26 protein-coding genes and 1 pseudogene are annotated in these 26,652 nt (G+C 71.1%); 12 read left to right on the top strand and 15 right to left on the bottom strand.

The window, feature by feature from the left end; genetic code table 11:
* Positions 1-5 precede the first annotated feature (5 nt).
* Positions 6-911 carry a LysR family transcriptional regulator gene (locus tag AOZ53_RS25895; protein ID WP_054479465.1) on the bottom strand — a complete coding sequence of 302 codons (906 nt, stop codon included), beginning with the start codon at positions 909-911 and terminating at the stop codon, positions 6-8.
* Between the two features lie 102 nt (positions 912-1,013).
* Here AOZ53_RS25895 and AOZ53_RS25890 point away from each other — a divergent pair, with 102 nt between their 5' ends.
* Positions 1,014-2,147: a threonine synthase gene (locus AOZ53_RS25890; RefSeq protein ID WP_054489971.1), complete on the top strand. Its 1,134-nt coding sequence runs from the start codon at positions 1,014-1,016 to the stop codon at positions 2,145-2,147.
* Here AOZ53_RS25890 and AOZ53_RS25885 read toward each other — a convergent pair.
* Positions 2,119-3,039 (bottom strand): LysR substrate-binding domain-containing protein, encoded by a 921-nt coding sequence (locus AOZ53_RS25885; RefSeq protein ID WP_054428632.1) that lies wholly within the window; start codon positions 3,037-3,039, stop codon positions 2,119-2,121. The genes AOZ53_RS25890 and AOZ53_RS25885 overlap by 29 nt on opposite strands.
* A gap of 109 nt (positions 3,040-3,148) precedes the next feature.
* On the opposite strand from AOZ53_RS25885, the gene AOZ53_RS25880 reads away from it, so the two are divergent.
* Positions 3,149-4,459 carry an SLC13 family permease gene (locus tag AOZ53_RS25880; RefSeq protein WP_054489942.1) on the top strand — a complete coding sequence of 437 codons (1,311 nt, stop codon included), beginning with the start codon at positions 3,149-3,151 and terminating at the stop codon, positions 4,457-4,459.
* Here AOZ53_RS25880 and AOZ53_RS25875 read toward each other — a convergent pair.
* From AOZ53_RS25875 to AOZ53_RS25860, 4 genes are all read right to left on the bottom strand, one after another.
* Positions 4,431-4,853: a VOC family protein gene (locus tag AOZ53_RS25875; RefSeq protein WP_054428630.1), complete on the bottom strand. Its 423-nt coding sequence runs from the start codon at positions 4,851-4,853 to the stop codon at positions 4,431-4,433. The genes AOZ53_RS25880 and AOZ53_RS25875 overlap by 29 nt on opposite strands.
* A 111-nt stretch (positions 4,854-4,964) precedes the next feature.
* The gene (locus tag AOZ53_RS25870) at positions 4,965-5,657 is read right to left on the bottom strand and encodes a helix-turn-helix transcriptional regulator (protein WP_054428629.1); all 693 of its coding nucleotides are present in this window, start codon (positions 5,655-5,657) and stop codon (positions 4,965-4,967) included.
* Between the two features lie 88 nt (positions 5,658-5,745).
* Positions 5,746-6,708 (bottom strand): alpha/beta hydrolase, encoded by a 963-nt coding sequence (locus AOZ53_RS25865; protein WP_054428628.1) that lies wholly within the window; start codon positions 6,706-6,708, stop codon positions 5,746-5,748.
* A complete protein-coding gene (locus tag AOZ53_RS25860) occupies positions 6,705-7,718 on the bottom strand; it encodes a tripartite tricarboxylate transporter substrate binding protein (protein ID WP_054489940.1) in 1,014 nt (337 codons plus the stop codon). Before AOZ53_RS25860 ends, AOZ53_RS25865 begins: the two co-directional genes overlap by 4 nt.
* Before the next feature lie 156 nt (positions 7,719-7,874).
* On the opposite strand from AOZ53_RS25860, the gene AOZ53_RS25855 reads away from it, so the two are divergent.
* Positions 7,875-8,825 (top strand): LysR family transcriptional regulator, encoded by a 951-nt coding sequence (locus tag AOZ53_RS25855; protein WP_054479457.1) that lies wholly within the window; start codon positions 7,875-7,877, stop codon positions 8,823-8,825.
* 12 nt (positions 8,826-8,837) lie between these two features.
* Here the strand turns inward: AOZ53_RS25855 and AOZ53_RS25850 are convergent, their stop codons facing one another.
* The gene (locus AOZ53_RS25850; RefSeq protein ID WP_054479455.1) at positions 8,838-9,701 is read right to left on the bottom strand and encodes a hypothetical protein; all 864 of its coding nucleotides are present in this window, start codon (positions 9,699-9,701) and stop codon (positions 8,838-8,840) included.
* Positions 9,702-9,828: 127 nt separating this feature from the next.
* A complete protein-coding gene (locus AOZ53_RS25845) occupies positions 9,829-10,296 on the bottom strand; it encodes a CopD family protein (protein ID WP_054489969.1) in 468 nt (155 codons plus the stop codon).
* A 208-nt stretch (positions 10,297-10,504) separates the two neighbouring features.
* Here AOZ53_RS25845 and AOZ53_RS25840 point away from each other — a divergent pair, with 208 nt between their 5' ends.
* The 8 genes from AOZ53_RS25840 (at position 10,505) to AOZ53_RS25805 (ending at position 19,025) form a co-directional block, all read left to right on the top strand.
* Positions 10,505-11,014 (top strand): sigma-70 family RNA polymerase sigma factor, encoded by a 510-nt coding sequence (locus AOZ53_RS25840; protein WP_054428624.1) that lies wholly within the window; start codon positions 10,505-10,507, stop codon positions 11,012-11,014.
* Positions 11,011-11,994: a FecR domain-containing protein gene (locus AOZ53_RS25835; protein WP_082380644.1), complete on the top strand. Its 984-nt coding sequence runs from the start codon at positions 11,011-11,013 to the stop codon at positions 11,992-11,994. Before AOZ53_RS25840 ends, AOZ53_RS25835 begins: the two co-directional genes overlap by 4 nt.
* A 112-nt stretch (positions 11,995-12,106) precedes the next feature.
* Positions 12,107-14,725 carry a TonB-dependent receptor gene (locus AOZ53_RS25830; RefSeq protein ID WP_054489938.1) on the top strand — a complete coding sequence of 873 codons (2,619 nt, stop codon included), beginning with the start codon at positions 12,107-12,109 and terminating at the stop codon, positions 14,723-14,725.
* 68 nt (positions 14,726-14,793) lie between these two features.
* Positions 14,794-15,852, top strand: coding sequence for a hemin-degrading factor (locus tag AOZ53_RS25825; protein WP_156333520.1), 1,059 nt, complete (start codon positions 14,794-14,796; stop codon positions 15,850-15,852).
* A gap of 10 nt (positions 15,853-15,862) precedes the next feature.
* A complete protein-coding gene (locus tag AOZ53_RS25820; protein ID WP_054428621.1) occupies positions 15,863-16,696 on the top strand; it encodes a heme/hemin ABC transporter substrate-binding protein in 834 nt (277 codons plus the stop codon).
* Entirely contained in the window at positions 16,680-17,678 is a 999-nt protein-coding gene (locus AOZ53_RS25815; RefSeq protein WP_054428620.1) for a FecCD family ABC transporter permease, read from the top strand. Before AOZ53_RS25820 ends, AOZ53_RS25815 begins: the two co-directional genes overlap by 17 nt.
* On the top strand, positions 17,675-18,463 hold the full coding sequence (locus AOZ53_RS25810; protein ID WP_054428619.1) for a heme ABC transporter ATP-binding protein: 789 nt from the start codon (positions 17,675-17,677) through the stop codon (positions 18,461-18,463). Before AOZ53_RS25815 ends, AOZ53_RS25810 begins: the two co-directional genes overlap by 4 nt.
* A 79-nt stretch (positions 18,464-18,542) precedes the next feature.
* Positions 18,543-19,025, top strand: coding sequence for a YajQ family cyclic di-GMP-binding protein (locus AOZ53_RS25805; protein WP_008167359.1), 483 nt, complete (start codon positions 18,543-18,545; stop codon positions 19,023-19,025).
* Between the two features lie 455 nt (positions 19,026-19,480).
* On the opposite strand, the gene AOZ53_RS25800 is transcribed toward AOZ53_RS25805, so the two are convergent.
* Positions 19,481-20,929, bottom strand: coding sequence for an AlkA N-terminal domain-containing protein (locus tag AOZ53_RS25800; protein ID WP_054489936.1), 1,449 nt, complete (start codon positions 20,927-20,929; stop codon positions 19,481-19,483).
* A 145-nt stretch (positions 20,930-21,074) separates the two neighbouring features.
* On the opposite strand from AOZ53_RS25800, the gene AOZ53_RS25795 reads away from it, so the two are divergent.
* Positions 21,075-21,626, top strand: coding sequence for a methylated-DNA--[protein]-cysteine S-methyltransferase (locus AOZ53_RS25795; protein ID WP_197286524.1), 552 nt, complete (start codon positions 21,075-21,077; stop codon positions 21,624-21,626).
* A 7-nt stretch (positions 21,627-21,633) separates the two neighbouring features.
* Here AOZ53_RS25795 and AOZ53_RS25790 read toward each other — a convergent pair whose 3' ends face one another.
* From AOZ53_RS25790 to AOZ53_RS35130, 6 genes and pseudogenes are all read right to left on the bottom strand, one after another.
* Positions 21,634-22,239: a phosphatase PAP2 family protein gene (locus AOZ53_RS25790; RefSeq protein ID WP_054489934.1), complete on the bottom strand. Its 606-nt coding sequence runs from the start codon at positions 22,237-22,239 to the stop codon at positions 21,634-21,636.
* 108 nt (positions 22,240-22,347) lie between these two features.
* Entirely contained in the window at positions 22,348-22,773 is a 426-nt protein-coding gene (locus AOZ53_RS25785) for a hypothetical protein (RefSeq protein WP_156333519.1), read from the bottom strand.
* Positions 22,774-22,868: 95 nt separating this feature from the next.
* The gene (locus tag AOZ53_RS25780; RefSeq protein ID WP_231690690.1) at positions 22,869-24,830 is read right to left on the bottom strand and encodes a sensor histidine kinase; all 1,962 of its coding nucleotides are present in this window, start codon (positions 24,828-24,830) and stop codon (positions 22,869-22,871) included.
* Complete coding sequence (locus tag AOZ53_RS25775; protein WP_054489961.1) at positions 24,740-25,423, bottom strand: response regulator transcription factor; 684 nt, start codon at positions 25,421-25,423, stop codon at positions 24,740-24,742. The genes AOZ53_RS25780 and AOZ53_RS25775 overlap by 91 nt, the downstream gene beginning before the upstream one ends.
* A gap of 110 nt (positions 25,424-25,533) precedes the next feature.
* Entirely contained in the window at positions 25,534-25,962 is a 429-nt protein-coding gene (gene arsC / locus AOZ53_RS25770) for an arsenate reductase (glutaredoxin) (protein ID WP_054489932.1), read from the bottom strand.
* Positions 25,963-26,039: 77 nt separating this feature from the next.
* Positions 26,040-26,652 (bottom strand): annotated as a pseudogene (locus AOZ53_RS35130) (PepSY domain-containing protein); the annotation flags it as partial.

The following is a 26,652-nucleotide window of genomic DNA, read 5'->3' as shown; positions in this document are numbered from 1 at the left end:
GTCTTTCAAACGGCGCCCGCGCCCTGGCGGATCGCCGCCAGCATGGCGCGGGCGCGCGCCGGCAGCGAACGCGATCCGTACACCGCATGCATCTGCGGCGCCATGCCTTGCGCCGAGGTGGCGGTGTAGCCGGGACAGACCCGCACCAGCGTGCCGCGGGCGATCTCCGGCGCCGCCGCCCAGTCGGCCAGCCGCGCGATGCCCACGCCCTGCAGCGCCAGCGCCATCAGGCCGCTGCCGGTGCTGACCCGCACCACCGGTTCGGCATGCATCCGCACGATGCGCTTGTCGCGCCGCAGGTGCCAATCCTTCAACACGCGCGGACCGGTATGCATGATGAGCCGGTGCCGCGCCAGCTCCTCGGGTTCGCGCGGCAGGCCCAGGCGCGCCACGTAGTCCGGGCTGGCGCACAGCAGCCGCTCGTAGGGCCACAGGCGCGCGCCCAGCAGGTCGCTGGACGCCGGGAAGCCGCCGCGGATGGCGAAATCCAGGCCCTCGGCGATCGGGTCGATTGCCTTGTCGGTGTAGTGGATGTCCACCGTGACGCCCGGATGCTCGGCCGCGTAGCGGCGCAGCACGGCCGGCAGCAGGGTCACGCCCAGCAGGTCGGGCGCCGAGAAGCGCAGGCGGCCCTGGTCGCCTTGCTGGGCGTCGCGCAAGGCCTCGCGCGCCTGGCTTTCCAGGCGCAGCAGCTCGCGCGCGTATTCGAAGTAGCTTTCGCCCTGCGGCGTCAGCACCACGCTGCTCTTGCTGCGCAACAGCAGCTGCGCGCCGACCTGGCGCTCCAGCGCCTGCACCGCGCGGGTGACGGCGCTGGGCGAGGCGCCCAGCGCGCGCGCCGCCAGCACGAAGCTCTGGCGTTCGGCGACGGCGCAGAACACCTGGTATTCCCATAGGGCGCCACGTTCCACGGCGATTCTCCATTGCGATTATCGCAACATGATATTGCAACGCCGAGTGCGGGAGCGGACCTAGACTGCGACCCTTCCCGACTTTCCGCCAGGTTGACCGCCATGCACGATCCCCACTATTTCGATCCCCTCACCGGCGCGCGCCATGCGCTGGGCGAGGCCCGCTGGTGTTCCGAGGCGCGCACGCCGCTGATGATCTCGCCGCTGCCGGGCATCTCGCGCGACGACATCGATCGCGGCGAGCGCTCGCTGTGGCGCTACCGCGCCGCGCTGCCGGCGGCGATCGAGCGTCCGGTGTCGATGGGCGAGGGCTGCACGCCGATGGTCGAGCGCGCCTGGGGCGGGCTGCGGCCGCATTTCAAGCTGGAATGGTTCAACCCCACCTGCAGCTTCAAGGACCGCGGCGCCGCGGTGATGCTGTCGTGGCTGCGCCAGATCGGCATCGACGCCATCGCCGAGGACAGTTCGGGCAATGGCGGCGCCGCCATCGCGGCCTTCGGCGCGGCGGCGGGCATGGGCGTCACGATCTTCGCGCCGGCCTACACGTCCAGCGCCAAGGTGGCGCAGATCCGCGCGTTCGGCGCCGACGTGCGGCTGGTGGAGGGGCCGCGCGAGAACGCCGAGACCGCCGCGATCGAGGCCTCCGCGCGGATCTTCTACGCCAGCCACAACTGGCAGCCGTTCTTCCTGCAGGGCACCAAGTCCATCGCCTACGAGATGTGGGAGGACTTCGGTTTCGAGGCGCCGGACAACGTGGTGATTCCGGCGGGCGCGGGCAGCAACGTGCTGGGCTGCGCCATCGGCTTTGCCGAGCTGCTGGCGGCCGGACAGATCAAGCGCCTGCCGCGCCTGTTCGTGGCCCAGCCGCTGAACTGCTCGCCGGTGGACGCCAGCTTCCAGGCCGGCGTCGACACGCTGGTGGCGCGCGACGTGCTGCCGACCGTGGCCGAGGGCACCGCGATCAGGCAGCCGGTGCGCCTGCGCGAAGTGCTGCAGGCGATCCGCGCCAGCGGCGGCCAGACCGTCGCGGTGCCGGAGGCGGACATCATCGCCGCGGTGCGCAAGCTGGCGGCGATGGGGCTCTACGCCGAGCCCACCAGCGCCACCGCCGCGGCGGCGCTGGACAGGCTGCGGGCGCGCGGCGCCATCCGCGACGCCGAGCGCACCGTGGTGCTGCTGACCGGCACCGGCATCAAGGCCACGCAGTTCATGACGGATCTGTATTCGGCGGCGTGACCGCCGCCGCGTCCGCCAGCAGGTGGTCGAGCAGGCGGCGGGCGCGGGCGCTGAGGGTCTCGCGCGACTGCACGCACAGCAGCAGTTGGCGCGCGGCCCAGGCGTCGGACAGCGCCACCGGCGTCACCCGGAGCAGCTGGCGCATGCTGTCGGCCGTGGTCTCGGGCACGATGCCGACGCCGACGCCGGCCTCGACCAGCCGGCACATGGCGTCGAAGCTGCGCAGCTGCACCCGCAGCTTGATGGGCTTGCCGACCACCAGCGCCTGCCGCGCCAGAAAGCGTTGCAGCGCGCTGCTGCGGTCGAGTCCGACGAAGTCCTCGTCGAGCACGTCGCGAAAGGCGACCTCGGCCCGGTCCGCCAGCGCGTGGCCGGCCGGCACGATCAGCACGAAGCGGTCGGCGCGGTAGGCATAAGTCTGCAGGGCGCCGGTGTCGACCGTGCCGGCGACGATGCCGATATCGGCCGAGCCGTCGGCGATGCACTCGACGATCTCGTCGCTCAGCATTTCCTGCAGTTCGACGTTGATGCGCGGGTGCGCCGCCAGGAAACCGCCCAGCGCCTCGGGCAGGAAGGCGGTCAGCGCGTTGGTGTTGGACAGCAGGCGCACCGAGCCGCCGAATTCGCCGGAGAAGTCGGCCAGGTCGTCGCGCAGGCGGTCGGCCTGGGCCAGCATGATGCGGGCATGGGCGGCCAGCTTCAGGCCGGCCGGGGTGGGGATGACGCCCTGGCGGCGGCGCTCCAGCAGCGGCGCGCCGAGCGAGGCTTCTAGGTTGCGGATGCGGGCGCTGGCGGCGGCCAGCGCCAGGTTGGCGCGGGCGGCGCCGTGGGTGATGCTGCCGGCCTGCACTACGTGCAGGAACAGCGCCAGGTCGGTCAGATCGAAACGCATGGCGGCGAGCCTACGCGATGCGCGCAGGCAGCCTCTGCGAATCGCGCATTTTCAGCCGCGGACAGGGTCCGTACACTGCGCCGATTCGTGTTCTCGTGGTGGTTTGCCCATGCATCTTGTCGCCTCCGGTTTTCCGATTCTACCCGCGCTGATCACCGCGATCACGATCGCGTTGTGGGCCTTTTCGCGCTTGCCGGAATACCTGACGGCGCTGCTGTTCTTCAGCGCCGCGTTGATCGTCGCCGCCGCCCCGCGCGAGGTGGTGTTCTCCGGATTCTCGTCGGCGGCATTCTGGCTGGTGCTGAGCGGCTACGTGCTGGGCCTGGCGCTGAAGTACACGGGCCTGGCCGACCGCATGGCGGGCGCGCTGTCGCGGCGCCTGTCGGGTTCGTATCCCAAGGTGGTGGCCGGCGTGGTGGCGCTGACCTACCTGCTGGCCTTCGTGATGCCGTCGAACATGGGCCGTATCGCCCTGCTGATGCCGATCGTGCTGGCCTATGCCGACCAGATCGGCCTGGTCGCGGGCCGGCGCGGGCGCATCGGCCTGGCGCTGGCGGTGGGCTTTGGCACCTTCCAGCTGTCCACCTCCATCCTGCCGGCCAACGTGCCCAACCTGGTGATGGCGGGCAGCATCGAATCCAGCTATGGCCTGCAGCTGGGCTACCTGCCATACCTGTGGCTGCATGCGCCGGTGCTGGGCATCCTGAAAGGCGCGGTGCTGGTGGCCTGTATTGCCTGGCTGTTCCGCGACACCCCCGAGGCGGCGCCGCCTGCGCCCGCCGCCCAGCCCCTGTCGGCGGCGGAAAAGCGCCTGGCCGTGCTGCTGGGGCTGACGTTGCTGGGCTGGGTTACGGACGGATGGCACGGCGTGTCGCCGGCCTGGATCGGGCTGGCGTCGGCCTGTGTGTGCCTGTTGCCCAAGGTGGGTTTCGTCAGCGGCGAGCAGTTCGGCAAGGAGGTGAATTTCCGCACCGCGATCTACGTGGCGGGCATCCTGGGGCTGGCCGCGATGGTGGCCGACAGCGGCCTGGGCGGCATCATCGGCCGCGCCTTGCTGGCCTGGCTGCCGCTGTCGCCCGAGGCGCCGATGCAGAGCTTCTTTTCGCTGGTGGGGCTGTCGGCGGCGCTGAACTTCGTGGTCACGGCCAACGGCGTGCCGGCCCTGTATACGCCGCTGGCCGAGACGCTGGCGCAGGCCTCGGGCTTTCCGCTGATGACGGTGCTGATGGCGCAGGTGGCCGGCTACGCCACCGTCATCATGCCGTACCAGGCCTCGCCCATCGTGGTGGCGATGGGCATGGGCCAGGTGCCGGCGCGCAGCGGGCTGGCGCTGAGCCTGCTGACCGCGCTGGTGTCGTTCGTGGCGCTGGTGCCGCTGGACTACCTGTGGTTCAGGCTCCTGGGAATGCCGGGATCGTGACCAGTTCCTCCTCGGCGGGGACGGCGTCGGGCGCCGGCGCGAACACGCGCAGGCGGTGGCCGTCGGGGTCGAGCGCCACGAAGGTGCGGCCGAAGTCCATGTTGGTGGGCGCCTGCAGGATCGGCAGGCCGCGCAGGCTCCAGTCGAGGTGGCGCCGGTTGAGCGCGTCGGCGTCGGGCACGGTGAAGGCCAGTTCGGTGCAGCCGCCGCGGCCGGCGGCGGCCGGTTCGACGGTGTGGCGCGACCACAGGCCCAGCATCAGGCCGGAATCGAGCGCGAACAGCGCGAAGGTGGGCGAGCTTTCGACGGGCGGGCGGTTCAGCAGCGCGCTGTAGAACGCCGCGCTGGCCTCGGGCTTGTCGACGTAGAAAATGACGAAGTTCTTGGCGGACATGATGCGCTCCTGGTTGAATGAGCGCCCATCTTAGAGAGACATGCTGTCAGATTTTGTCAGTAGTCTTCATGCCGATGTCGCACCCGCCGGCGCGGCGGCGGACGCCCCGGATCAGCAGCCGTCGGACTTGGCGGTATTGAGGGCGCGCCATTCCTTGAGCAGCACGTGGCGGCGGCGCGGATAGCGTTGCCCGGGCTCGAGCGTGGCGATGCGGTCGGTGCGGAAATGGCGGAAGTCCTGGCGCAGTTCGCACCAGGCCATGACGATGCGCACGCTGTCGAAAAAACCCAGGGCGAACGGCCAGATGACGCGCTCGGAATCGGCGCCCTTGTCGTCGCGGTAGGTGATGGCGATCTTCTGTTCGCCGCGGATCGCCTGGCGGATCAGGGACAGGTCGACCCGGTCGACCACCGCCCAGCTGCTGGGGCCGACCAGCAGCGGAATGGCGTCCAGTTCGTCGCGCAGTTCCTGCGGCAGCACCGCGCTGATCTTGGCCAGCGCGTTGGCGGCGGCCTGGCCCAGCCGCGCGTCCGAGCGGCCGGCGACCCAGCGGGTGCCCAGCACCAGGGCCTCGATTTCTTCGGTGCTGAACATCAGCGGCGGCAGCATGAAGCCGGGCCGCAGCACGTAGCCGATGCCCGGCTCGCCCTCGATTTCGGCGCCCTGGGCCTGCAGCGTGGCGATGTCGCGGTACAGCGTGCGCAGGCTGACGCCCAGGTCGGCGGCCAGGCGGTGGCCGCTGACGGGCAGGCGGTGGCAGCGCAGGGTCTGCAGCAGGTCCAGGAGGCGTTCGGTGCGGGACATGGGGGGCGGGCAAGGGCGCAACGGCGTAATGCTGCCACGAAAACGGCAGCAGCCGGAAGCCTCGGCCCGCCGTCCTTATCCTGCTGACTCAACCCGGCAGCGCCGCCAGCCAGTCGTGCACCCGCCCGGCCAGCGCCAGGCTGTTGCGGTCCATCATCAGCATGTGCGAGTTGCCGTGGATGCCCTGGTCGGGCAGCGACAGCACCGTGACGCTGGCATGGCGCGCGGCGAATTCCCGCACCCGCGCCCGCATCCGCGGCCAGCGCGGGTCGGTGTCCATGTGGTCGCCCATCACGATCAGGGTAGGGGTGTCGTAGCGGGCATCGGGCCCCAGGTCGGGGATGCTGGCCGGCTCCAGCGCCACCAGCGCCCGCACCCGCTCGGGCTGGGCGTGGGCGGCGCGGATGCCGAACACGCCGGCCTGCGAATGGCAGACCACGATGGCCGCGCCGATCCGCTCCAGGAAAGCCTGGTAGGCGCGCAGGATGGCGGCATCGGTGTGGACCCAGCGCGGCACCATCTGCGCGGCCAGCGCGTCGAACGCCTCCAGCGGGAACTGCGTGTCCGGGTAGGCGCTGCCGGGGCCGGGCCGGGTGCCCGGGCGGCCGATGCGAAAGCGCGTGTAGCAGTCCTCCCGCGCCTGCACCACCGGCGCGTCGGGCCAGACGTGCGGCGCGGCGCCGGCGCGGCCGCGTTCCACCGCATCGCACAGGTAGGCGTCCCAGCCGCGCCGCAGGAAATAGTGCAGCCAGCCCGGGCGGCCGTCCGGCGTGGTCTCCCAGGCCGCGCCGGTCATGCCGCCGCCATGCCAGAACGCCAGCGGCGGCCGGCCGTTGGCCGGCTCCGACAGGAAGTACTGCGCGTACATCTGTTCGACGCGGTAGGTGCCGTTGGGATCCAGCGCCACCGGCTGGCCGCCTTCGGCCATGACCAGCTCGCGCCGCGGCAGGCCGCTGAGCGCCAGGTCGCGGCCGCCGACGTGGAACGCGCCCATGTCGCGCAGGCGGATCGGCGCCAGCGCCGGGCCGTCGTCAGGGGCAGCGGCCATCATTCGGCCTTGATGTGGTTGGTCTCGATGACCTGTTTCCACTTGGCCGTTTCGGTGGTGACGAAGCGGCCCAGGTCGGCGCGCGAGCCGTCGGCGGTCTCGACGCCCAGTTCGCGCATCTTGGCCGCCACCTCGGGCGCCTGCAGCGCCTGGGCGAAGGCGTCGTGCAGCGTGTCCAGCACCGGGGCCGGGGTGCCGGCCGGCGCCATCACGCCGAACCAGGGCGTGATCAGAAAGTCGGGCACGCCGGCCTCGGCGAAGGTCGGCACATCCGGAATCGCCGGCGCGCGCGCGGCGCTGGCCACCGCCAGGGCGCGCAGCTTGCCGGCGCGGATGTTGGCCAGCGAGGCCGGCAGGTTGTCGAAGTACATGTCGACCTGGCCGCCGAGCAGGTCGGCCGCCACCTGGCCGGCGCCCTTGTACGGGATGTGGGCCAGGTCGATGCCGGCGCGCTGCTTGAGCAGCTCGGTCGCCAGATGGGCCGAGCCGCCGATGCCGGAGGAGGCCGAATTGAGCTTGCCGGGGTTGGCGCGGGCATACGCCAGCAGCGCCGGCAGCGTGTCGGCCGGCACCTTGGGATTGACCACCAGCACGCTCGGCACGGTGCCGATCATGGCGACGGGGGCGAAGTCCTTGACGATGTCGTAGGGCGCCGGCTGGTAGAGCGACGGCGCCACGGTGCAACCGAACGCGCACATCAGCAGCGTCTGGCCGTCGGGGGCGGCGCGCGCCACCGCCTGCGCGCCGATGTTGCCGCCGGCGCCGGCGCGGTTCTCGACGATCAGCGGCTGGCCGAGACGCTTGGAAATGTTGTCGCTGAGCAGGCGCGCCAGGATGTCGGGCGTGCCGCCGGCGGGGAAGGGCACCACCAGCGTGATCGGGCGGCTGGGGAAGTCGGCGGCCTGGACGGCCAGCGGCAGGCAGGCGGCCAGCGCCAGCAGGGCACGGCCGGCCCAGCGGGCCAGCACGGGGCGCAGGCGCCGCGGCGCGGGAAGGTGGCGGGTGGGGCCCATGGTTGTCTCCGTAGCGGGTGGCCGGGTCGAAACGCCCGGTCCGTGGCGGACTGTAGCCAAGCCGGCGGCGCCTGCCCAATGCCGGTGGCGCAAGACCACCATATCGAATTCGGTATGGTTCTTTTCAGTCATTCAGTTACGGCATAGCATCTCGCCATGAGCGACGCCCACTCCTTGCCCTCCCTGCGCAGGCTCGACATGAACCTGCTGCTGACCTTCGACGTGCTGATGCGCACGCGCAGCGCCACCGCCAGTTCGCGCCTGCTGCACAAGACGCAGCCGGCCATCAGCCGCGACCTGGCGCGCCTGCGCCTGCGGCTGGAGGATCCGCTGCTGGTGGTGGTGAAGGGCCGCTTCATCCCGACGGAGCGCGCGCTGGAACTGCATGCGGCGGTGCACGACGCGCTGGCGCAGCTCGAGGCCGCGCTGCGTCCGGCCGAGGCCTTCGATCCGGCGCGCGCCGAGGGCGTGGTCAACATCGGCACCGGCGCGCACAGCGAGATCCTGCTGGCCGCGCCGCTGATCGAGCGGCTGCATCGCGCCGCGCCCGGCGTGACGCTGCGCTTCCAGTCGCTGCACGGCGACTTCGCGCCCGACGACCTGGAGGCCGAACGGCTGCACATCGCCATCGGCCTGTTCGGCAAGGTGCCGGCGCGCTTTCACCGCGACGCGCTGTATACCGACCGTCGCGTCTGCGTGCTGTCGGCGCGGCATCCCTGGGCCGGGCGCGGCGCGCTGACGCTGGCCGACCTGGGCGCCATCAAGTGGTTCGCGTTCGAGCAGATGTACGGCCGCGAGACGACCTTCGACCGGCTGCTCAAGCCGGGCGCCGGCCGCATGACGTTCTCGGCCTATCTGTCGGGTTTCGGCGTGGCGCCCTACGTGCTGGTGGACACTGACTATGCCACCACCATGCCGGCCAGCGTGGCGCGGGCGCACTGCCGCCATTTCCCGCTGGCGATGCTGGAAATGCCGGCGCGGCTGCGGCGCATGGAACTGGCGATGGTGTGGGCGCGCCGCCAGCACGCCTCGCCGTTGCAGGCGTGGCTGCGCGGCCAGGTGCGCGACGTGCTGCGCGAGCGCCTGGCCGCGGACGTCCCGGCTTAGCGGGCGACCGGCTTAACGGGCGACCGGCTTGCCGGTGGCCACGTCGATGGCCGAGCCGTCTTCCAGGCTGACGCGGTAGATCTCGCGCAGCACGTTGCCGGCGAAACCGATCTCGACGATGGACACGTCCTTGAAGGTGGTCTGGATGCCGTCGGGCAGCACGGCGTTGAACTTGGCGGACTCCTGCTTCATGGCGTCGGCCAGGCGCGCGTCGTACAGCGCCATGCTGTAGACCAGCGTGGTGTGCGGGTTGTGGGCGCGCACTTCCTTGCCGTCCTTCATCACGTTGACGCCGCTCACGCCCATGGTCTTGACCAGGTCGCGGCCGGCGTCGGCCATCTTGGCGTAGACCGGGCCGGTCACGCGCGGCAGCGGGCCGTCGCGCAGCGGCGCCAGGGCAGCCGTGGTCACGGTGTTGTAGGCCATCATGGCCTCGAAGCCCGCGCCGCTCTTGACCACGCCCAGGTCCAGCCACCACGGGTGGCCCGCGCCCTTGGCGGCTTCGGTCGGGTAGAAGTCCTTGAGGGTGACCTGCAGCGGCGCCGGCGGCTTGGGCAGCGCGCGCAGCATGCGCTGCGGTGTGGCGCTGTCGGCGCTGTGGATGTGGACCACGGTCACGTGCGGGATGTTGGGCGTTTCGGCCTCGGTCTTCAGGCCGAGGGCCAGCAAGTCCTGCTTGAGCGCGCCGTTGACCTTGGCGTCCAGCACGGCGTTGACGTCCTGCGGCAGGCGGTAGACCACGCCGTAGGTCGTCTTGTGTTCGCGGAAGGCGGGCTGCTCGAGCGCGCTGTTGTCGATGGGGGCGGCGGCGAAGGCGGCCGAGAGGGTGGCCAGGGACAGGCCCAGGGCGGCCAGGGGCAAGACGCGTTTGATCATGGATTTTCCTTTTATGTGTAAGACCCGCGAGAGTCCGGTCCAGTGTGGCCACGCCGGATGTACGGCGTATTGCACCAGTCCAAAGAAATCCGATAGGCGGCCGAGCCTGGCCGATAGCTGCGCCCGGCTATAGCAGGAAGACGGCCGCCACGATCAGCAGCCCCAGCGCCAGGTTGACCCCGACCCAGCGGCGGATGCCGGCCATGGCCTGGCCGCCGCGCGGCCATTCCGAGGCGGCCACCGCCGCGCGCAGGCGCGGATAGAGCGCCGCGCGGATGTAGGCATAGATGGCCGTCATCACCAGCCCGCCCATGGCCATCACGGTCCAGGCGCGCGGCATGAAGAAGGCGCCGCCGCTGCGCGCGGCCTGGGCCGCCTCCTGGCCGATCATGACCGCGCCGGTCGCCAGGATCAGCACGATGGCGGCCAGCACCGCGTTCAGGAACGGGCCCAGCACCGCGGCCATCAACCGCAGGCGCTGCGGCGGTTCGAGTTGCGCGGCCGCCGGCCGCAGGAAACAGTGGGCGAACAGCATGCCGCCGACCCAGAGGATCACGGCCAGCAGGTGGATGAGTTTGAGGGCGCTGTAGAGCATGGTGTCGGAGTTCGGGAAGGGGCCGCGCCGGCGCGATGCCGGCGGCGAGGCCTGGCTGTGGGCGGTGGCCGCCGGAGAAAAGGCGGCCGAATCTGTCCCCATCATATATCCCCATGCCGCCCGGGCGGGCTTCTTGACGCGTGTCAGGGTTTTGCATTTAGAATGAGATTGATTTTTATTTGTGATCAAGAGAGTTCGGGAGTCCACCGTGTCCAACCTTGCGCTTGCCTCCGGCGACGCCGTCCATCTGCTCTACCGCGCGCACCACGGATGGCTGCATGGCTGGTTGCGGGGCAAGCTGGGCAATTCCTGCGATGCCGCCGACCTGGCGCAGGACACCTTCCTGCGAGTGCTGCGGCACCGGCACGAACTCGACGCGCTGCGCGAGCCGCGCGCCTACCTGACCACCATCGCCAAGCGCCTGGTGCTGAATCACTACCGGCGCCGCTCGCTCGAACAGGCCTACCTGGACGCCCTGGCGGCCATGCCCGAGGCCACGGCGCCGTCGCCCGAGCAGCGCCTGCTCATCCTCGAAACGTTGCAGGAAATCGACGAGATGCTGGCGGGCCTGGCGCGGCCGGCGCGCCAGGCCTTCCTGATGGCGCAGCTCGAAGGGCTCAGCCATATCGAGATCGCCGCGCGGCTGAACGTGTCGGTGCGGTCGGTGCACCGCTACATCGCCAAGGGGTACGAGCAATGCATCATGGCGGTGATGTGAGCGCCCAGTGGGGCGTGGCGGGCGAACTGCCCGCCGTCGACCGCAAGGTCGCGCGCGAGGCGGCGCGCTGGCTGCTGCGCCTGAGTTCCGAGCGCGCCACCGATGCCGACGTCCATGCCTGCCAGCAATGGCGCGCCAGCAAGGCCGAGCATGAATATGCCTGGCAGCGCGCGCAGCGCGTCAATCAGCGCTTCGGCCTGATCCCGGCGTCCCTTGGCATGGCGGCGTTGAACCGGCCCGAATCGGCCGGTCGGCGCGCGGCGCTCAAGACGCTGGCCGCGCTGATCGTGGCCGGGCCGGCGGGTTGGGCCGCCTGGCGCGCCAGTCCGTTCGAATGGACCGCCGACTACCGCAGCGCGACCGGCGAACAGCGCCAGGTGGCGCTCAGCGACGGTTCCTCCATGCGCCTGAACACCGCCAGCGCGGTCGACGTCCTGTACGACGCCGACCAGCGGCTGGTGCGGCTGCGCGCCGGCGAGATCGCGGTCCATGCGGTGGCCGAGACCGGCGCCCATGCGCGGCCCTTCGTGGTGCGCACGAAGCAGGGCGATATCCAGGCGCAGGCGGCGCGCTTCTGCGTGCGCGAAGACGGTTCGGCCTGCCGCGTCAGCGTGCAGGAGGGCGGCGTGACGCTGCGCCGCGGCGACGCCAGCCTGGCGCTGGCCGCCGGCGAGCAGGCCTGGCTGCGCGATGATGACGCGCCGCGCATCGAGCCGGCCGACCCGCATGCCGCCGACTGGACGCGCGGCGTGCTGCACGCCAGCGCCTGGCGCCTGGACGCCTTCGCGGCGGAACTGGGCCGCTACCGGCCCGGCGTGCTGCGCTGTGATCCGGCAGTCGCCGGGCTGCGCATCTCCGGCGCCTTCCAATTGCAGGATACCGACGCGGTGCTGGCGGCCTTGCCGTCCACGCTGCCGGTGCAGGTGCGCTACCGCAGCGCTTACTGGGTGACGATCATGCCGCGCGCGGGACAGGCCTGATTTGTCGTTGTTACAAAAAAGCCGGGGGCGAGCTGTCCGGTTGGCGTTGGCCGAGGGTCATGGTCAGTAGAGGCAAACAAATGCCGATACCCGTTGGATCGAAAGGACGACCATGGCTCACTCCCCCGCCAGCCGCGCCCGCGGCACCCCCTTGAACCGAGAGGCTCCATGCCGATTGACCCGCCTGGCCCTGGCGCTGCGCATTGCCACCGTGCTGGCTGCCCCGGCCGTCGCGCTGTGGCCGGCCGCGGCCGCGCAGGCCCAGGCCGCGCCGGCCGAGCAGGCGCGCAGCTACCGCATTCCGGCCGGCCCGCTGGCCGAGAATCTGTCGCGCTTCGCCGACAACGCCGGCGTCACGGTGCTGTTCGACGCGGCGCTGGTGGGCCAGCGCCGCGGTGCCGGACTGAACGGGGAGTATTCCGTGGCTGACGGTTTCGCCCGCCTGCTGGCCGGCAGCGGCCTGGCCGCGCGCGAGCGCAGCCCCGGCGTGTTCGTGCTGCAGGCCTTGCCGCAGACCGGCGTGACGCAGCTGACGCCGGTCACGGTGGAAGGCGAGGGCGCGGCGGTCACGCCGGCCTGGGAAACCCGCAGCGACCGCAAGCGCCTGGACGACGCGCAGGTGCGCAGCTGGGGCGACCTGAGCAAGCGCCTGGAACCGGGCGTGAACTTCAACCGCCAGAACAACAGCATCAACATCCGCGGCCTCGACCAGGACCGCGTGCTGACGCGCGTGGACGGCATCCGCCTGCCGTGGCTCGACGACGGCGCGCGCGGCGTCAAGGGCGGCCTGGAGGCGGTGGACTTCAATTCCCTGTCGCGCCTGGACATCGTGCGCGGCGCCGACGCCAGCGCCGGCGGTTCGGGCGCCATCTCGGGCATGGCCGACCTGTACACGCTCGATCCCTCGGACCTGCTGACCGACGGCAAGACCTTCGGCGCGCTGGCCAAGACCGACTACGACACCGCCGACAGCAGCTGGGGCGCCAACGCCGCGCTGGCCGGGCAGATCCACAGCAATACCTTCTGGCTGGTGCAGGCGGGCGTGCGCAACGGCCACGCGCTCGACAACCGCGGCGACGTCGGCGGCTACGGCCCGCGCCGCAACCAGCCGACCCCCGAGGACTACGACCAGCGCAGCTTCCTGCTCAAGCTGCAGCAGCGCGTCGAAGGCGGCCACCGCTTCGGCCTGACCGGCGAATACTTCAAGCGCAAGGCCACCCAGGACAGCATGTTCGAGCAGGGGCCGGGCACCAGCTACCTGATCGGCGAGAACACCACCCGAAAGGAAACCGAGCGCCAGCGCGTGTCGCTCGATTATTCCTACAAGGCGCCCGCCGAGGGCGGCTGGATCGACAGCGCCACCGCGGTGGTGTACTGGCAGCGCATGCAGCTCGACAGCGCGCTCGACGGCGAGCGCAGCCGCGATTCGCGCGCCAACATCATTCCCGGCGATCCGCTCCTCTACGGCTTTCCCAGCGGCGCCTACGGCCGCAACAACTCCATCCGCCAGACCATGTTCGGCGCCAACGGCGAGCTGACCAAGCGCCTGGCGGGCAACGCGGTATCGCAGCTGTGGACCGTGGGCGGCGAGTGGTACGGCAACAAGACCGAGCAGAACTCCAATGGCTACGACAACTGCCCGACGGTGCGTCCCGGCACCCCGGCGCTGTTCGGCCCGCGCACCTGCGACATGCTGCACACCAACCAGGCCGACGTGCCGCTGTCCAAGGGCAGCCAGTGGGCGCTGTGGGTGTCCGACGAGTTCAGCTTCGGCGACGGCCGCTACACCGTCATGCCGGCGCTGCGCTACGACCACTACGAGCAGACGCCCAAGTCCACCGAGAGCTACGCCAGCAACCGCAACGGCGGCGTGCTGCCGCCCGAGAACAGCGGCGGGCGCTTCTCGCCCAAGCTGCTGACCACCTGGAAGGCGGCCGACGACCTGAGCCTGTACGCGCAGTACGCGTATGGCTTCAAGGCGCCCAGCGCGACGCAGCTGTACACCAACTACGGCGGCCCCGGCACCTACCTGCGGGTCGGCAACCCCTACCTGAAGCCGGAAACCAGCAAGGGCTGGGAGCTGGGCGCCAAGCTGGGTTCCGATTCGCTCGGCGGCGCGTTATCGTTCTTCGACAACCGTTACCAGAATTTCATCGACAGCAATGTGCCGCTGGATGCCAACTCGCCGCAATGGCAGCCGGGCTGGGCCGGGCAGTACCCGCTGGGCGTCACCGGCAACGTCAACCGCGCCAAGGTGCGCATCTACGGCGCCGAGGCCAGCGCGCACTGGAAGTTCTCGCCGGGCTGGCGCACCTGGGGCTCGCTGGCGTGGGCCGTGGGCAAGGATGAGGGCACCGGCCAGTACCTGAACTCGGTGGCGCCGCTGAAGGCGGTGCTGGGCGTGGGCTACGGCCGCGACGTGTGGGGCGTGGACGCGATGCTGACGACCGCCCTGCGCCGCAACAAGGTCGAGTACCCGGAAGCCGGCGCCACGACGCCCAACCGCGACTTCCAGGCGCCCGGCTACGGCGTGGTGGACCTGATGGGCTACTGGCGGCCGACGGCGGTCAAGGGGCTGCAGGTGCAGGCCGGCGTGTTCAACCTGTTCGACAAGAAGTACTGGGAAGCGATCAACGTGCCGACCGCCGGCGCCACGGCCCTGCCGCGGCCGGTGGACTGGTACACGGAACCGGGGCGCAGCCTGCGCGTCTCACTGACTTATCAATACTGACCCGCGCTGCCGCCGCTGCGCGTCAGCGGCGGCAGTCCTGATTTTCCATTCCGGCCGGAGAGCCCGCAATGAACCAAGAAGTGAAGCACACCGATTTCGATACCCGCGCCGCCGACCTGCGCGCGCGCAACGACGCGCTGGCGGCGAGCCAACCCGGCCTGCGCGCCCGCAACCTGGCGCAGGCGCTGGGCGTGTCCGAGGCCGAATGGGTCGCCGCCGGCTGTGGCGGCGTCAAGGCCACCGAACTGCACGGCCAGCCGCAGGAGATCTTCCGCGAACTGGGCACGCTGGGACCGGTGATGGCCTTGACGCGCAATGACTGGTGCGTGCATGAACGCCACGGCGAATACCTGGACATCCAGGCCGACGGGCCGGTGGGCCTGGTGCTGGGTCCCGACATCGACCTGCGCGTGTTCTTTTCGAGCTGGCGCTCGGCCTGGGCGGTCGAGCAGGACGGCCGCCACAGCCTGCAGTTCTTCGACGGCGAGGGCGTGGCGGTGCACAAGGTCTACCGCACCGAGGCCACCAACGCCGCAGCGTTCGATGCGCTGGTGGCCCGGTTCGCCGGCGCGTCGCGCTGGCCCGAGACCACGCCCTATGCGCCCGCCGCCGACGCGCCGCGGGTCGAGGACAGCGCGCAGTGGCGCCAGGCCTGGCTCGGCATGCAGGACACGCACGAGTTCTTCCCGCTGCTGCGCAAGTTCAAGGTGTCGCGCCTGGCGGCGCTGGAGGCGGCCGGCGAGGACCTGGCCCAGACCGTGCCGGTGGAATCGGTCGAGCGCATGCTGGAGTCGGCCGCGGGCAGCGGCCTGTCGATCATGTGCTTCGTCGGCAACCGGGGCATGATCCAGATCCATACCGGACCCGTTGAGCAGCTGCGCCGCACCGGTCCCTGGTATAACGTGCTGGACCCGAAGTTCAACCTGCATCTGGACACCACCGCCATCGCGTCGGCGTGGGTGGTCAACAAGCCCACCAGTGATGGCTGGGTGACGTCGCTGGAGCTGTATTCTTCCAGCGGCGACCTGATCGCGCAGTTCTTTGGCGAGCGCAAGCCGGGCAAGCCGGAACTGCCGGGCTGGCGCGAATTGATGTTGGGTCTGTGCCGCGTGCCGTTGGCCGCGTGAGGATGAAGCAATGAAGAAATGGCTGGCGATGGCGGCGGGATGGATGCTGGTGGCTTGCGCGCAGGCGGCGCCGCCGGCGCGCGTGGTGACCCTGGGCGGTAGCGTGACGGAGATCGTGTATGGCCTGGGGCAGGGCGACAGGCTGGTGGGCGACGACCAGTCCAGCCTGTACCCGGAAGCCGCGACCAGGCTGCCGCGCGTCGGCTATTACCGCGCGGTGCCGGTGGAGGGCGTGCTGGCGCTCAAGCCCGACCTGGTGCTGGCGTCCGAGCAGGCCGGCCCGCCCGAGGCGCTCAAGCGCCTGGGCGAAGTCGGCGTGAAGGTCGTGAGCGTGCCGGACGCGCCGTCGGTCGACTCGCTCAAGGCGCGCATCCGCGCCGTCGCCGGCGCGCTGGACGTGGCGCCGGAAGGCGAACGGATGGTGCAGGAGGTCACGCGCGAGCTCGACAAGGCCGAGGCGCTGCCGGCCACCCGCGCGCGGGCGCTGCTGCTGATCAACCGCAACGGCGCGCCGCAGGGCGCGGGGCATGGCACCGCGGCGGCCGAGGTCATGCACCTGGCCGGGCTGGCCAATGTGCTGGACGGGCAGCAGGGCTACAAGCCGCTGTCGCCCGAGGCCATCGGCGCGCTGGCGCCGGACCTGATCATCGTGACGCGTGAATCGCTGCAGGCCAGCGGCGGCCTGGAAGGCTTCGCGCGGCTGCCCGGCATCGCCGTGACGCAAGCCGCCGCGAAGCAGCGCATCATCGTCATGGACGACCTGCTGATCCTGGGCCTGGGGCCGCGCCTGCCGCAGGCGCTGACCCAGCTCAAACAGGAGGCCGCGCATGCCATGGCGCGCTAACCCGCCCCTGGCGCTGGTGTTGCTGGCGGTGGCGTTGGTGGCGGCGGTGCTGGCGGCCAGCGCCAGCGGCGCGGTCTCGATTCCGTTGCGCGAGCTGCCGTCGCTGTTGTGGGGCACGCCCACGCCGGAGCAGGCGTTGTGGCGCAATGTGCTGATCGACATCCGCCTGCCGCGCGTGCTGCTGGCGGTGGTGATGGGCGCCGGCCTGGCGATCTCGGGCGCGGCGCTGCAGGCGCTGTTCCGCAATCCGCTGGCCGAGCCCGGCCTGATCGGCATTTCCGCCGGCGCGTCGCTGGGCGCCGTCATCGCCATCGTGATGACGCATGGCGGCTTCTGGTACACCGCGCCGGGCGCCTTCATCGGCAGCCTGATCGCGACGCTGTCGGCCTACATGGTGGGCCGGCGCGTGCCGGGCGTGGCCGGGCTGCTGCTGGCGGGGGTGGCGATCACCGCCATCGCCTTCAGCCTGATCGGCCTGTTCACCTTCATGGCTTCCGACGCGCAGCTGCGCGACCTGACCTTCTGGAACATGGGCAGCCTGGCCGGCGCCAGCTGGAAGCTGCTGGCCTTCCTGGGGCCGTGGGTGCTGCTGCTGTCGCTCTGGCTGATGCGCCAGTGGCGCGTGATGAACGCGCTGCTGCTGGGCGAGCGCGAAGCCCAGCACCTGGGCTATTCGCTCAAGCAGGCGCGGGCCCGGCTGGTGCTGGCCTGCACCCTGATCGTCGGGCCGCTGGTGGCCGCCAGCGGCACCATCGTGTTCGTCGGCCTGGTGGTGCCGCACCTGGTGCGCATGACGCTGGGCGCCAACCATCGCCTGCTGCTGCCCGCCTGTCTGCTGGGCGGCGGGCTGGTGATGACGCTGGCGGACTGGCTGGCGCGCATCGTGGTGGTGCCGGCCGAACTGCCGATCGGCCTGGTGACCGGACTGGTCGGCGGGCCGTTCTTCCTGTGGTTGCTGGCGCGCGGCCGGAGGCACGGTTGATGCTGGCCGCTGAAAACCTGACCCTGGCGCGCGACGGCAAGCGCATCCTGGAGCGCGTGTCGCTGGCGATCCATCCTGGCGAAGTGGTGGGCCTGCTGGGCAGCAATGGCGCCGGCAAGTCGACCCTGCTGGGCGCGCTGTCGGCCGAGCTGGGCGCCGACGGCGGCAGCCTGACGCTGGATGGCCGCCCGCTGGACGCGATGCCGCCGCGCGAACAGGCGCGCAAGCGCGCGGTGCTGCCGCAGAAGCCCGGGCTGACCTTCGACCTGGGGGTGCGCGAGGTGGTGGCGATGGGCGCCTATCCCTTTCCCGAACTGTCGCCGGCCGAGGTCGACGCGCTGGCGCGCCAGGCCCTGGAATGGGCCGACGTCAGCCACCTGGACGGGCGCCGCTATCCGCAACTGTCGGGCGGCGAGCAGCAGCGGGTGCAGTTCGCCCGGGTGCTGGTGCAGTGCCGCGCGGCGCGGGCCGCGGGCGAGGCCCGCTATCTGCTGCTGGACGAGCCCACCGCCAGCCTGGATCCGAAGCACCAGGCCGACCTGATGCGGCGCGCGGCGCAGCTGGCGCGCGAAAGCCATACGGGCGTGCTGGTCATCCTGCACGACATGAACCTGGCGGCGCGCTGGTGCGATCGCCTGCTGCTGCTGAGCGGCGGCCAGGCGGTGGCGCTGGGCACCCCGGCCGAGGTGCTGACGCCGGCCAACCTGTTCCTGGCGTATGGCATCGAGGCGCAGGTGATGCCGCATCCGCTGCAGGCCGACCGCTTGCTGGTGCTGATGGCTTGATGGGGGCGAGCCCCGGTAAAATGGGGCATCGCGGCGGCCGCGGCCGCCTTTTCCTCATCTACCGACAGGACCTAGTGTCATGCCTACTTTCGACGTCGTCTCCGAAGTCGACAAACACGAACTCACCAACGCCATCGACCAGGCCAACCGCGAGCTCGCCACCCGTTTCGATTTCAAGGGCACGGATGCCAAGTTCGAGCTGGAAGGCTTCGTGGTGACGCAGATCGCCTCCAGCGCGTTCCAGCTCAAGCAGATGCTGGATATCCTGCGCGGCCGGCTGTCGGCGCGCGGGATCGACGTGCGCTGCCTGGATGTGGCGGATCCGCTGGAGAACCTGGGCGGGGCGCGGCAGAAGGTGACGATCAAGCAGGGCATCGAGCAGCCGGTGGCCAAGAAGCTGATCGCGGCGATCAAGAACGCCAAGCTCAAGGTCGAGAGCCAGATCAATGGCGACAAGCTGCGGATCAGCGGGAAGAAGCGGGATGATCTGCAGACGGCGATTGCGTTGTTGAAGAAGACGGATGTGGATTTGCCGTTGCAGTTTGAGAATTTTCGGGACTGAGCTTTTTTGGGCGGCGGGGGGCTTCGTAGGCCGCCCGTTGCGCGGGGCGCCTGGGGGGTGGGCGCCCACGATTGCGGTCCGGAGCGTTCGCTCCGGACTTGCCTAGGCGGCCCCCCCCTTCCTCATCTTCGTCCAGGCCTTCGGCCTTCCCTTCAGATTCCCTCGGGCGCATCGAGGTTGCCCACCCCCCAGGCGCCCCACGCAACGGGCTACCGGCGTCTGGGTTTGCGGCGCTGTCAGGTCAGTGGGGCGGCGGCGAGGTTTGCGTTGCCCGCAGAAAAAAGGCCGCCCTGCGCGGCCTTTTTTTGCATACGCATTGTGCTGCGTCGAAGGGGTGTGCGCTGCGCGCTCGCGGGGGGGCTAGAGGCTTTTCCGGGGATTGGCGGGTTGGGTCTTGTTGGGCTGGCCCATCGGGGGACTCGCGCTTGCATGGCGGCGCGGCCCGTTATTCCTTTTCAATATTCCGCCCACAGGTGCTGGGCCGCGTAGGCGCGCCAGGGGCGCCAGGTTTCGGCGCGGGCGAGGAGTTGGGCGGGGGTGTATTCGCGGGCTTCGAGTTTTTCCAGGGCGCGGATCAGGCCGATGTCGGAGGCGGGGAAGGCGTCGGGTTCGCGCAGTTGGCGCAGGGCGATGTATTGGGCGGTCCATTCGCCGACGCCGCGGATCTCGCGCAGGCGGGCGACGGCGGTGTCGAGGCTGTCGGCGGCTTCGAACAGGCGCGGGTTGGCCAGGGCGGCGGCGGCGACGGCGGAGAGGGTGGCGGCGCGGCTGCGGGGCATGCCTAGGGGGGCGAGGTCGGCGGGGGCGATGGCTTCGGGGCGCGGGAACAGGTGGGTCAGGTCGCCGTCGGGCTGGTCGAGCGGCTGGCCATGGGCGGCGACGAGCTTGCCGGCGAGCTTGATGGCGGCGCCGACGGTGATCTGCTGGCCGAGGACGGCGCGCAGCGCCAGTTCGAAGCCGTCCCAGGCGCCGGGCACGCGCAGGCCGGGGCGGGCGGCGGTGAGGGCGGCCATGACCGGGTCGTGGGCCAGTTGGGCGGCGAGCGCCGCGGGGTCGCTGGCCAGGTCGAAGACGCGGCGCAGGCGGGCGATGATGGCGGGCAGGGCGTGCAGCTGGGGGAAGCGCACGGTGGCCTGCAGCGCGTTGCCGGTGCCGGGCTCGACGCGGACGGTGCCCTGGGCGCCGTCCAGGCCAATGGTGCGGGTGTAGCTGTCATCGCTCACCCGTTCGATGCCGGGGATGGCGCGGGCGCGCAGGAAGGCCAGCATGGCGGGCCAGTCGTAGGGCGGACGGTAGCGCAGCAACAGCTTGATTTCGCCTTGCGGGCCGGCCGACACGTCGGGCTTGCCGGAGCGCCGCAGTTGGCCCGGCGGACGGCCGAACAGGGCCTGGAAGATCTCGTTGAAGCGGCGGATGCTGCCAAAGCCCGCGGCGAAGGCGATTTCGGCCATGGGCAGGCGGGTTTCGTGGATCAGCTGCTTGGCCAGCAGCACGCGGCGGGTCTGGGCCACGGCCACGGGCGAGGCGCCCAGGTGCTGGCGGAACTGGCGCCGCAACTGGCGTTCGCCCACGCCCAGGCGCGCGGCCAGCGCATCGACGCCGGCCTCGTCCAGCGCGCCCAGTTCGACCAGGGCCAGGGCGCGCGCGACGCTGTCGGGCAGCTCCCGGGCGGCGCCCGCGGCGGGCGCGGTTTCCGGGCGGCAGCGCAGGCAGGGGTGGAAGCCCGCTTCCTGGGCGGCGGCGGCCGTGGGGTAGAAGACGACGTTGCGCGACAGCGGGGTGCGCGCCGGGCAGACCGGGCGGCAGTAGATCCGCGTGGTCTTGACGGCGGTGAAGAAGCGGCCGTCGTAACGGGCGTCGCGCACGCGGATGGCGCTGTAGCAGGCATCATGGTCGAGGTTCATGGGGCCATGCTAGCGCCGGACGCGGGCGACCGGCTAGCGGTTTTCGGACACTGTTGTCACGCTCACTGCCATGTCCGGAATCCGCCAGCGCGATGCCGGCGGCCGGCCTATATTGGGCGCATTCCCACCGCATCCGGAGCCCGTCATGCCGATTCAAACCTTCACCCTGGAACGCGTTGCCACGCCCATCGGGCAGATGCTCGTGCTGACCGATGCGCGGGAATGCCTGCGCGCGGTCGATTGGCAGGATTACGAGCCCCGCATGCATGCCTTGCTGCGGCGCCAGTACGGCCAGGGCGCGGTGCGGGTCGAGGACGCCGCGCGGGTCTCGGCCGCGAGCCGCCGGTTGCAGGCGTATTTCGAGGGCGAGGTCGATGCGATCGACGGGCTGGAGGTGGCGCTGGGCGGCACCGATTTCCAGCGCCAGGTGTGGCGCGCGCTGCGTGACATCGAGCCGGGAGAGACGGTCAGCTATGGCGTGCTGGCCGGGCGCATCGGGCGGGCCTCGGCGGTGCGCGCGGTGGGCATGGCCAATGGGGCCAATCCGGTGGGGATCGTGGTGCCCTGCCACCGGGTGATCGGCGCCGACGCGTCGCTGACCGGCTACGGCGGCGGCCTGCATCGCAAGCGCTGGCTGCTGGATCACGAAGGCCGCTGGCGCGCGGCCGGTGGCGCGCCGGTGGCGCGCGCGGCGTGAGAAACGGTCAGGCGCGGATCCAGCCGCGCGCGATGGGCAGCGCCAGCAGCTTGCGGTAGAGCCCCTGCAGCAGCAGGGTCAGCGGCGCGCCGACGCGGCGCCAGACCGGCATGACCAGCCCGGCCGCCACCGGCGCCAGCAGCAGGCCGCCGGCGATGTCCAGCGGGAAGTGCACGCCCAGGTAGACCCGCGACAGGCCGACCACGGCCGCCAGCAGCAGCGTGACATAGCCCCAGCCGGCCCAGCGCCGGTCGAAGATCAGCGTGAACGCCAGCGTGGCGAGGATGATGGTGTGGTTGCTGGGGAACGACGACGTGGCCTTGTGGGCGAAGAAGGCGTGGCCCAGGCCTATCGTGAACGGCCGCGGATGCGGCCACAGCGCGCCGCACAGGTAGCTGATGAACAGCGCCGCGCCAATGCCGGCCAGGGCCTTGAGCACCAGGTCGCGCTGCGCCTGCCCGCCCCACAGCCAGAGCGCGGCCAGAACGATCGGCAGCAATTGGATCAGCCGGTTGGCGACGATCAGGCCGGCCTGGATGCGCCAGGCGGGGCTGGCGGGATCGGCGTTGATCAGAAGAAACAGGGACTGATTAAGGGGTTCCAGGAATTCCATGACTCGTCATCTGACTGAAATTATTCGTCAGGCGCGATGGTAGACAGGTTTGCCGTCAAATCCCTTGCAAAATGCGGCGGAATCCATGGATTTACTTCTGGATGCGATTTAGCCGGTCTGGCCGGCCAGCCATTCGGCGGCGCGCGCCGGTTTGCACAGGTAGAGCGCGCATTCGGCGGCATCCAGTCTGGAGCGCGCCAGCGCCAGCAGGGGCCGGGCCACTTCCGGCGGCAGGGTCTCGGTGAACCGGTCGATGAACCCGGCCCCGGCCGGCGAGGGCGCGGGCGAGGCGTCCGCCTCGCGCAACAGGCCCAGCGCGATGCCATACAGCCAGGACGAAAACGGGCCGGGACCGCGCTCGCGCCAAGGCGCGGCGGCGGCGTCGAAGCCGGCGGCGCCGTCCGCCAGACGGCGCCGCAGCAGTTGCGCCAGCGGCTCCGCGTGGCGGCGCAGCAGGTCATGCAAGCTCGGCGCGGCGAGAGCCTCTCGCGAGACGTCTGGTGGGCGGCGGCGGTACAGCGAAGGCGTGGGCATGGACGGTCTGCGAAAAAAGCACGCCGGCGCGCCGCGAGGCGCGCCGGCCAACGCCGCATTACATCGGCCGCGCCGGTTTTTGGGTATCCCTGAAATCAGGTAATCGCCGCGCCCGCCGGCAGCGGCAGGCGCGCGCACAGCCGCGTGCGGCCGGGCGCCGAGGCGATGTCCAGCGTGCCGCCGACGCGGGCGATGCGGGTGGCCATGCTGCGCACGCCGACGCTCAGGTTGGCGCGGTGCACGGCGTCGACGTCGAAGCCGACGCCGTCGTCCTCGATCTCCAGTTCCAGTTGGCCAGGCGCCGGCTGGCGCAGCGTCACGCCGACCCGCCGGGCGCGGCTGTGCTTGACCACGTTGGTCAACGCCTCTTCGATCAGGCGCGTCAGCGCCAGGCATTGCAGGGCCGAGGGCGCGCCGTCCCACGCGGCGGGCACGTCCCAGCGCACCGCCACGTCCAGTTCGTCGAACAGCTGGGTGTAGCGGTGGCGCAGCGGCGCGATCCATTCGCGCGGGGTGGCGGGCGGCGTCATGTCGGCGCTGGCGCCGTTGTCGATGGTCTGCCGCAGGTCGTTGCGCAGCAGGTTGAGCATGGACAGCACCTGCCGGTTCCGCAGCGGCTCGCCGGCCTGCTCGACCGCCGCCGTCATGCGCACCAGCGAGCCGCCCAGGCCGTCGTGCAGGTCGCGCGCGATCTCCAGCCGGTCCTGCAGCCGGCTGTTGGCCAGCGCCAGCTCGTGCTCGCGCGCCAGGGTGGTGGCCAGCTCGGCGCGGGCGCGTTCGACCGAGATTTCCAGTTCCTGGTTGAAGCGTTCGATTCGCCGGACGCTGCGCGCATGGCGCAGGCCCAGCACGGCCGACATGCCGATCAGCACGGCGACGCTGGTGTAGGGAATGTAGGTGCGGCCGCCGTCGATGAGCTTGAGGATCAGCAGCAGGTCATGCAGGGCGGCGGCCAGGAAGATCACCAGGCAGGCGGCCAGCAGCATCTGCTCGCGGTCGCGGCTGCGCACGGCGTGCACGGTGCATTGCAGGCAGTTCAGGTAGAACAGCGCCGAGACCGTCAGCACGATGATGCGCTGCATGGTCGACACGGCCGCATCGGGCACGCCGAGAGCGGCGGCCAGCATCACGGCGACGGCGATCCACAGCGCCTTTTCTAGGCGCGGCCAGGACTGGCCGCCGAAGCGCCAGGTAAACAGGCAGAAGCAGGCGATGTGCAGCGTCAGCGCGACGGTATTGGCGCGCGCCGCCATCAGGGTGGTGCCGAACGGCCAGGGGCTGACGGCCAGCACGTTGGCGCAGAACAGCACCCAGAAGAACGCGGTCAGCGCGTACCAGCCGTGGCTCGATTGCCGCGGCTTCATCGCCCACAGCAGGAAGAACAGCGCGCCCAGCGTGGCCGAGATCACCAGGTTGACCAGAAACAGGTCGCGGTTGCGCCACCAGCGCAGGTCGTGTTCGCGCGCCAGCGCTTCGGGTTCGCCCAGGTAGACCGGACCCAGGCCGGGCGTCTGGCCGGCCACGCCGGTCACGCGTATCCAGAGGGTGTTGGCGCCGTCGCGCACCGCGGATTCGGGCAGGCGCCAGTAGCGCGGCATGTTCCAGCTGCGCGACAGCGGCTCTGCCAGGCTGGCGTCGCGCCACAGCAGATCGTCGTTCAGGTGGATCTCGCCGGCCATGACGATGGACTCGACCGCCAGCGCGGCCTGGCCCGCCGGCGCGCCGTCGCAGCCATGGCGCCAGTCGATGCGGTACCAGACCACGCCGGTATGGCCAGGCCAGCGGGCGTCCCAGTTGTCGGGTAGCGCGACCGCCTGCCACGCTGGGCCGTCCGCGGGCCGTTCACCGCCGGGGCCGGCGAGCGCGGCGCGCACGCCGGTCACTTGCGCCACGCAGGCCGGGGAGGCGTCCTGCGCCAGGGCCGGCGCGGCCAGCAGCGCCAGCCAGGCCAGCAGCGCCAGCCACGTCAGTCGAGCAAGCCGCGCGAGCGCGCCGTGTGGATCGCGCGGGTGCGCGAGGAGACGGCGAGCTTGCGGTAGATGTGCTTGATGTGGCATTCGACGGTGTAGCGCGACAGGTACAGTTGCTCGGCGATTTCACGGTTGCCCAGCCCCTCGGCCACCAGTCGCAGGATCTGCCCTTCGCGCGGGCTGAGCGTTTCGCCCGCGTCGGCGGGCGCGGGCTGGGCCGGCGCGGGGCGCATTTCGGCGATGATGCGGCGGGCCACGAACGGATCGATCGGCGCGCCGCCGCGCAGCACGCTGCGCAGCGACAGCAGCACTTCCAGGTCGTCGCGCTCCTTGAGCACGTAGCCGGTGGCGCCGGCGCGCAGCGCGGCCAGGATGGCGTCTTCGGTGCTCCAGGCCGAGATGACCAGGATCGCCAGCGCCGGGTCGGCGGCGCGCAGCTCGGCGATCAGGTCGATGCCGCTGCCGTCGGGCAGGCCCAGGTCGATCAGCGCCAGCGCGACCGATTCGTCGGCCGCGCGGCGCCGCGCCTCGGCCAGCGAGGCCGCGAACAGCAGCGCGTCGGCCGGGTAGCCCAGCTGCCCCAGCAGCCGTTCCAGCCGGCGGCAGACCAGCGGTTCGTCTTCCACCACCAGGACCGGGGCGGGCAGGGCAAGCGCGGAGACGGGCGGCAGGTCGGTCATGGCGGCGGACAGGGGAGCCACGGGCGAATTTGCCCGCATGGCATTTTGCCGGCCTCTCTCCGGGCTGGCTATCCCTGAAACTGGGTAGGCGGCGTCGCGGGACGGCGCGCTCACTTGGCGATGCGCTTGCCCTGGGCGTCGATCACCGCTTCGCCGTCTTCCTTGGTGAAGGCGCCCTGCTGCGGCGCGGGCAGGATGTCCAGCACCAGTTCGGACGGGCGGCACAGGCGCGCGCCCAGCGGGGTGCTGACGAAGGGGCGGTTCAGCAGGATGGGGTGGGCCTCGATGGCGTCCAGCAGGGCGTCGTCGCTTAGCGACGTGTCATCCAGGCCGAGTTCGGCGTAGGGCGTGCCCTTTTCGCGCAATGCGTCGCGCACCGTGATGCCGGCGCGCTTGAACAGCGCCTGCAGGTCGGCGCGCGAGGGCGGCGTTTCCAGGTACAGCACCACGGTCGGCTCGATGCCGGCATTGCGGATCATGGCCAGCGTGTTGCGCGAGGTGCCGCACTTGGGGTTGTGGTAGATGGTGACGTCGGACATGGCGCTTTCCTTGCGATGGTGCGGGGACAAGGCAGGAGCATAGTGCATTCCCGCCCGGTCCTCGCCGCCGCCCGGCCTCAGGCGCGCAGCTTGCGGCCCAGCCGGCGCCAGCCGATCACCACGCCGGTCAGGCTCAGGGCCGCGCCGCCCAGGCTCAGGAACACCAGCAGGATGTCCCACAGCGGCCGCCGCGTCAGCAGGCCGGTCCAGTCCCAGCTGTGCAAGAAGGCGAACAGCCAGCGGCTGGCGCGGTTGCCGCGGTCCTGCCGGCTCAGCACCAGGCCGGTGCGCGGGTCCAGGTAGACCCAGCTGGCCTGCGGGTCGTCGAACACCAGGCGCCACACCGGCAGCGGCTTCTCGATATGGCCGAGCATGGCGTGTTCGTCGCGGCCGTAGTAGTAGAAGTCGTAATGGCCCAGCACCTGCAGGTCCGTCAGGGCGGCGCCGGGCACCAGGCGAGCGGCGGCCGCGCGCAAGGCCACGGGGTCGAGCGTGACGGGCTGCGCGTCGGCGGCCGACAGCAGCCGCGGCGCGCCCGGGCCGCTGCGGGCCAGCACCAGGTCGCGGCCGTCGACGCGGGTCCAGCGCAGTTCGCGCGGCGCGGCGGGCAGGGCGGCGATCAGCGCGGCGGGCGGCGCCTGCGGCGCGGCCGCGTCGTAGGCGCCGCCCGCGTAGGCCGATTGCGCCAGC

Source organism: Achromobacter sp. 2789STDY5608621, assembly GCF_001299375.1.
Classification (GTDB): Bacteria; Pseudomonadota; Gammaproteobacteria; order Burkholderiales; family Burkholderiaceae_B; genus Achromobacter; species Achromobacter insuavis.
Note: the sequence above shows the minus strand (reverse complement) of the source record. Positions and strands in the feature narration are given on the sequence as shown.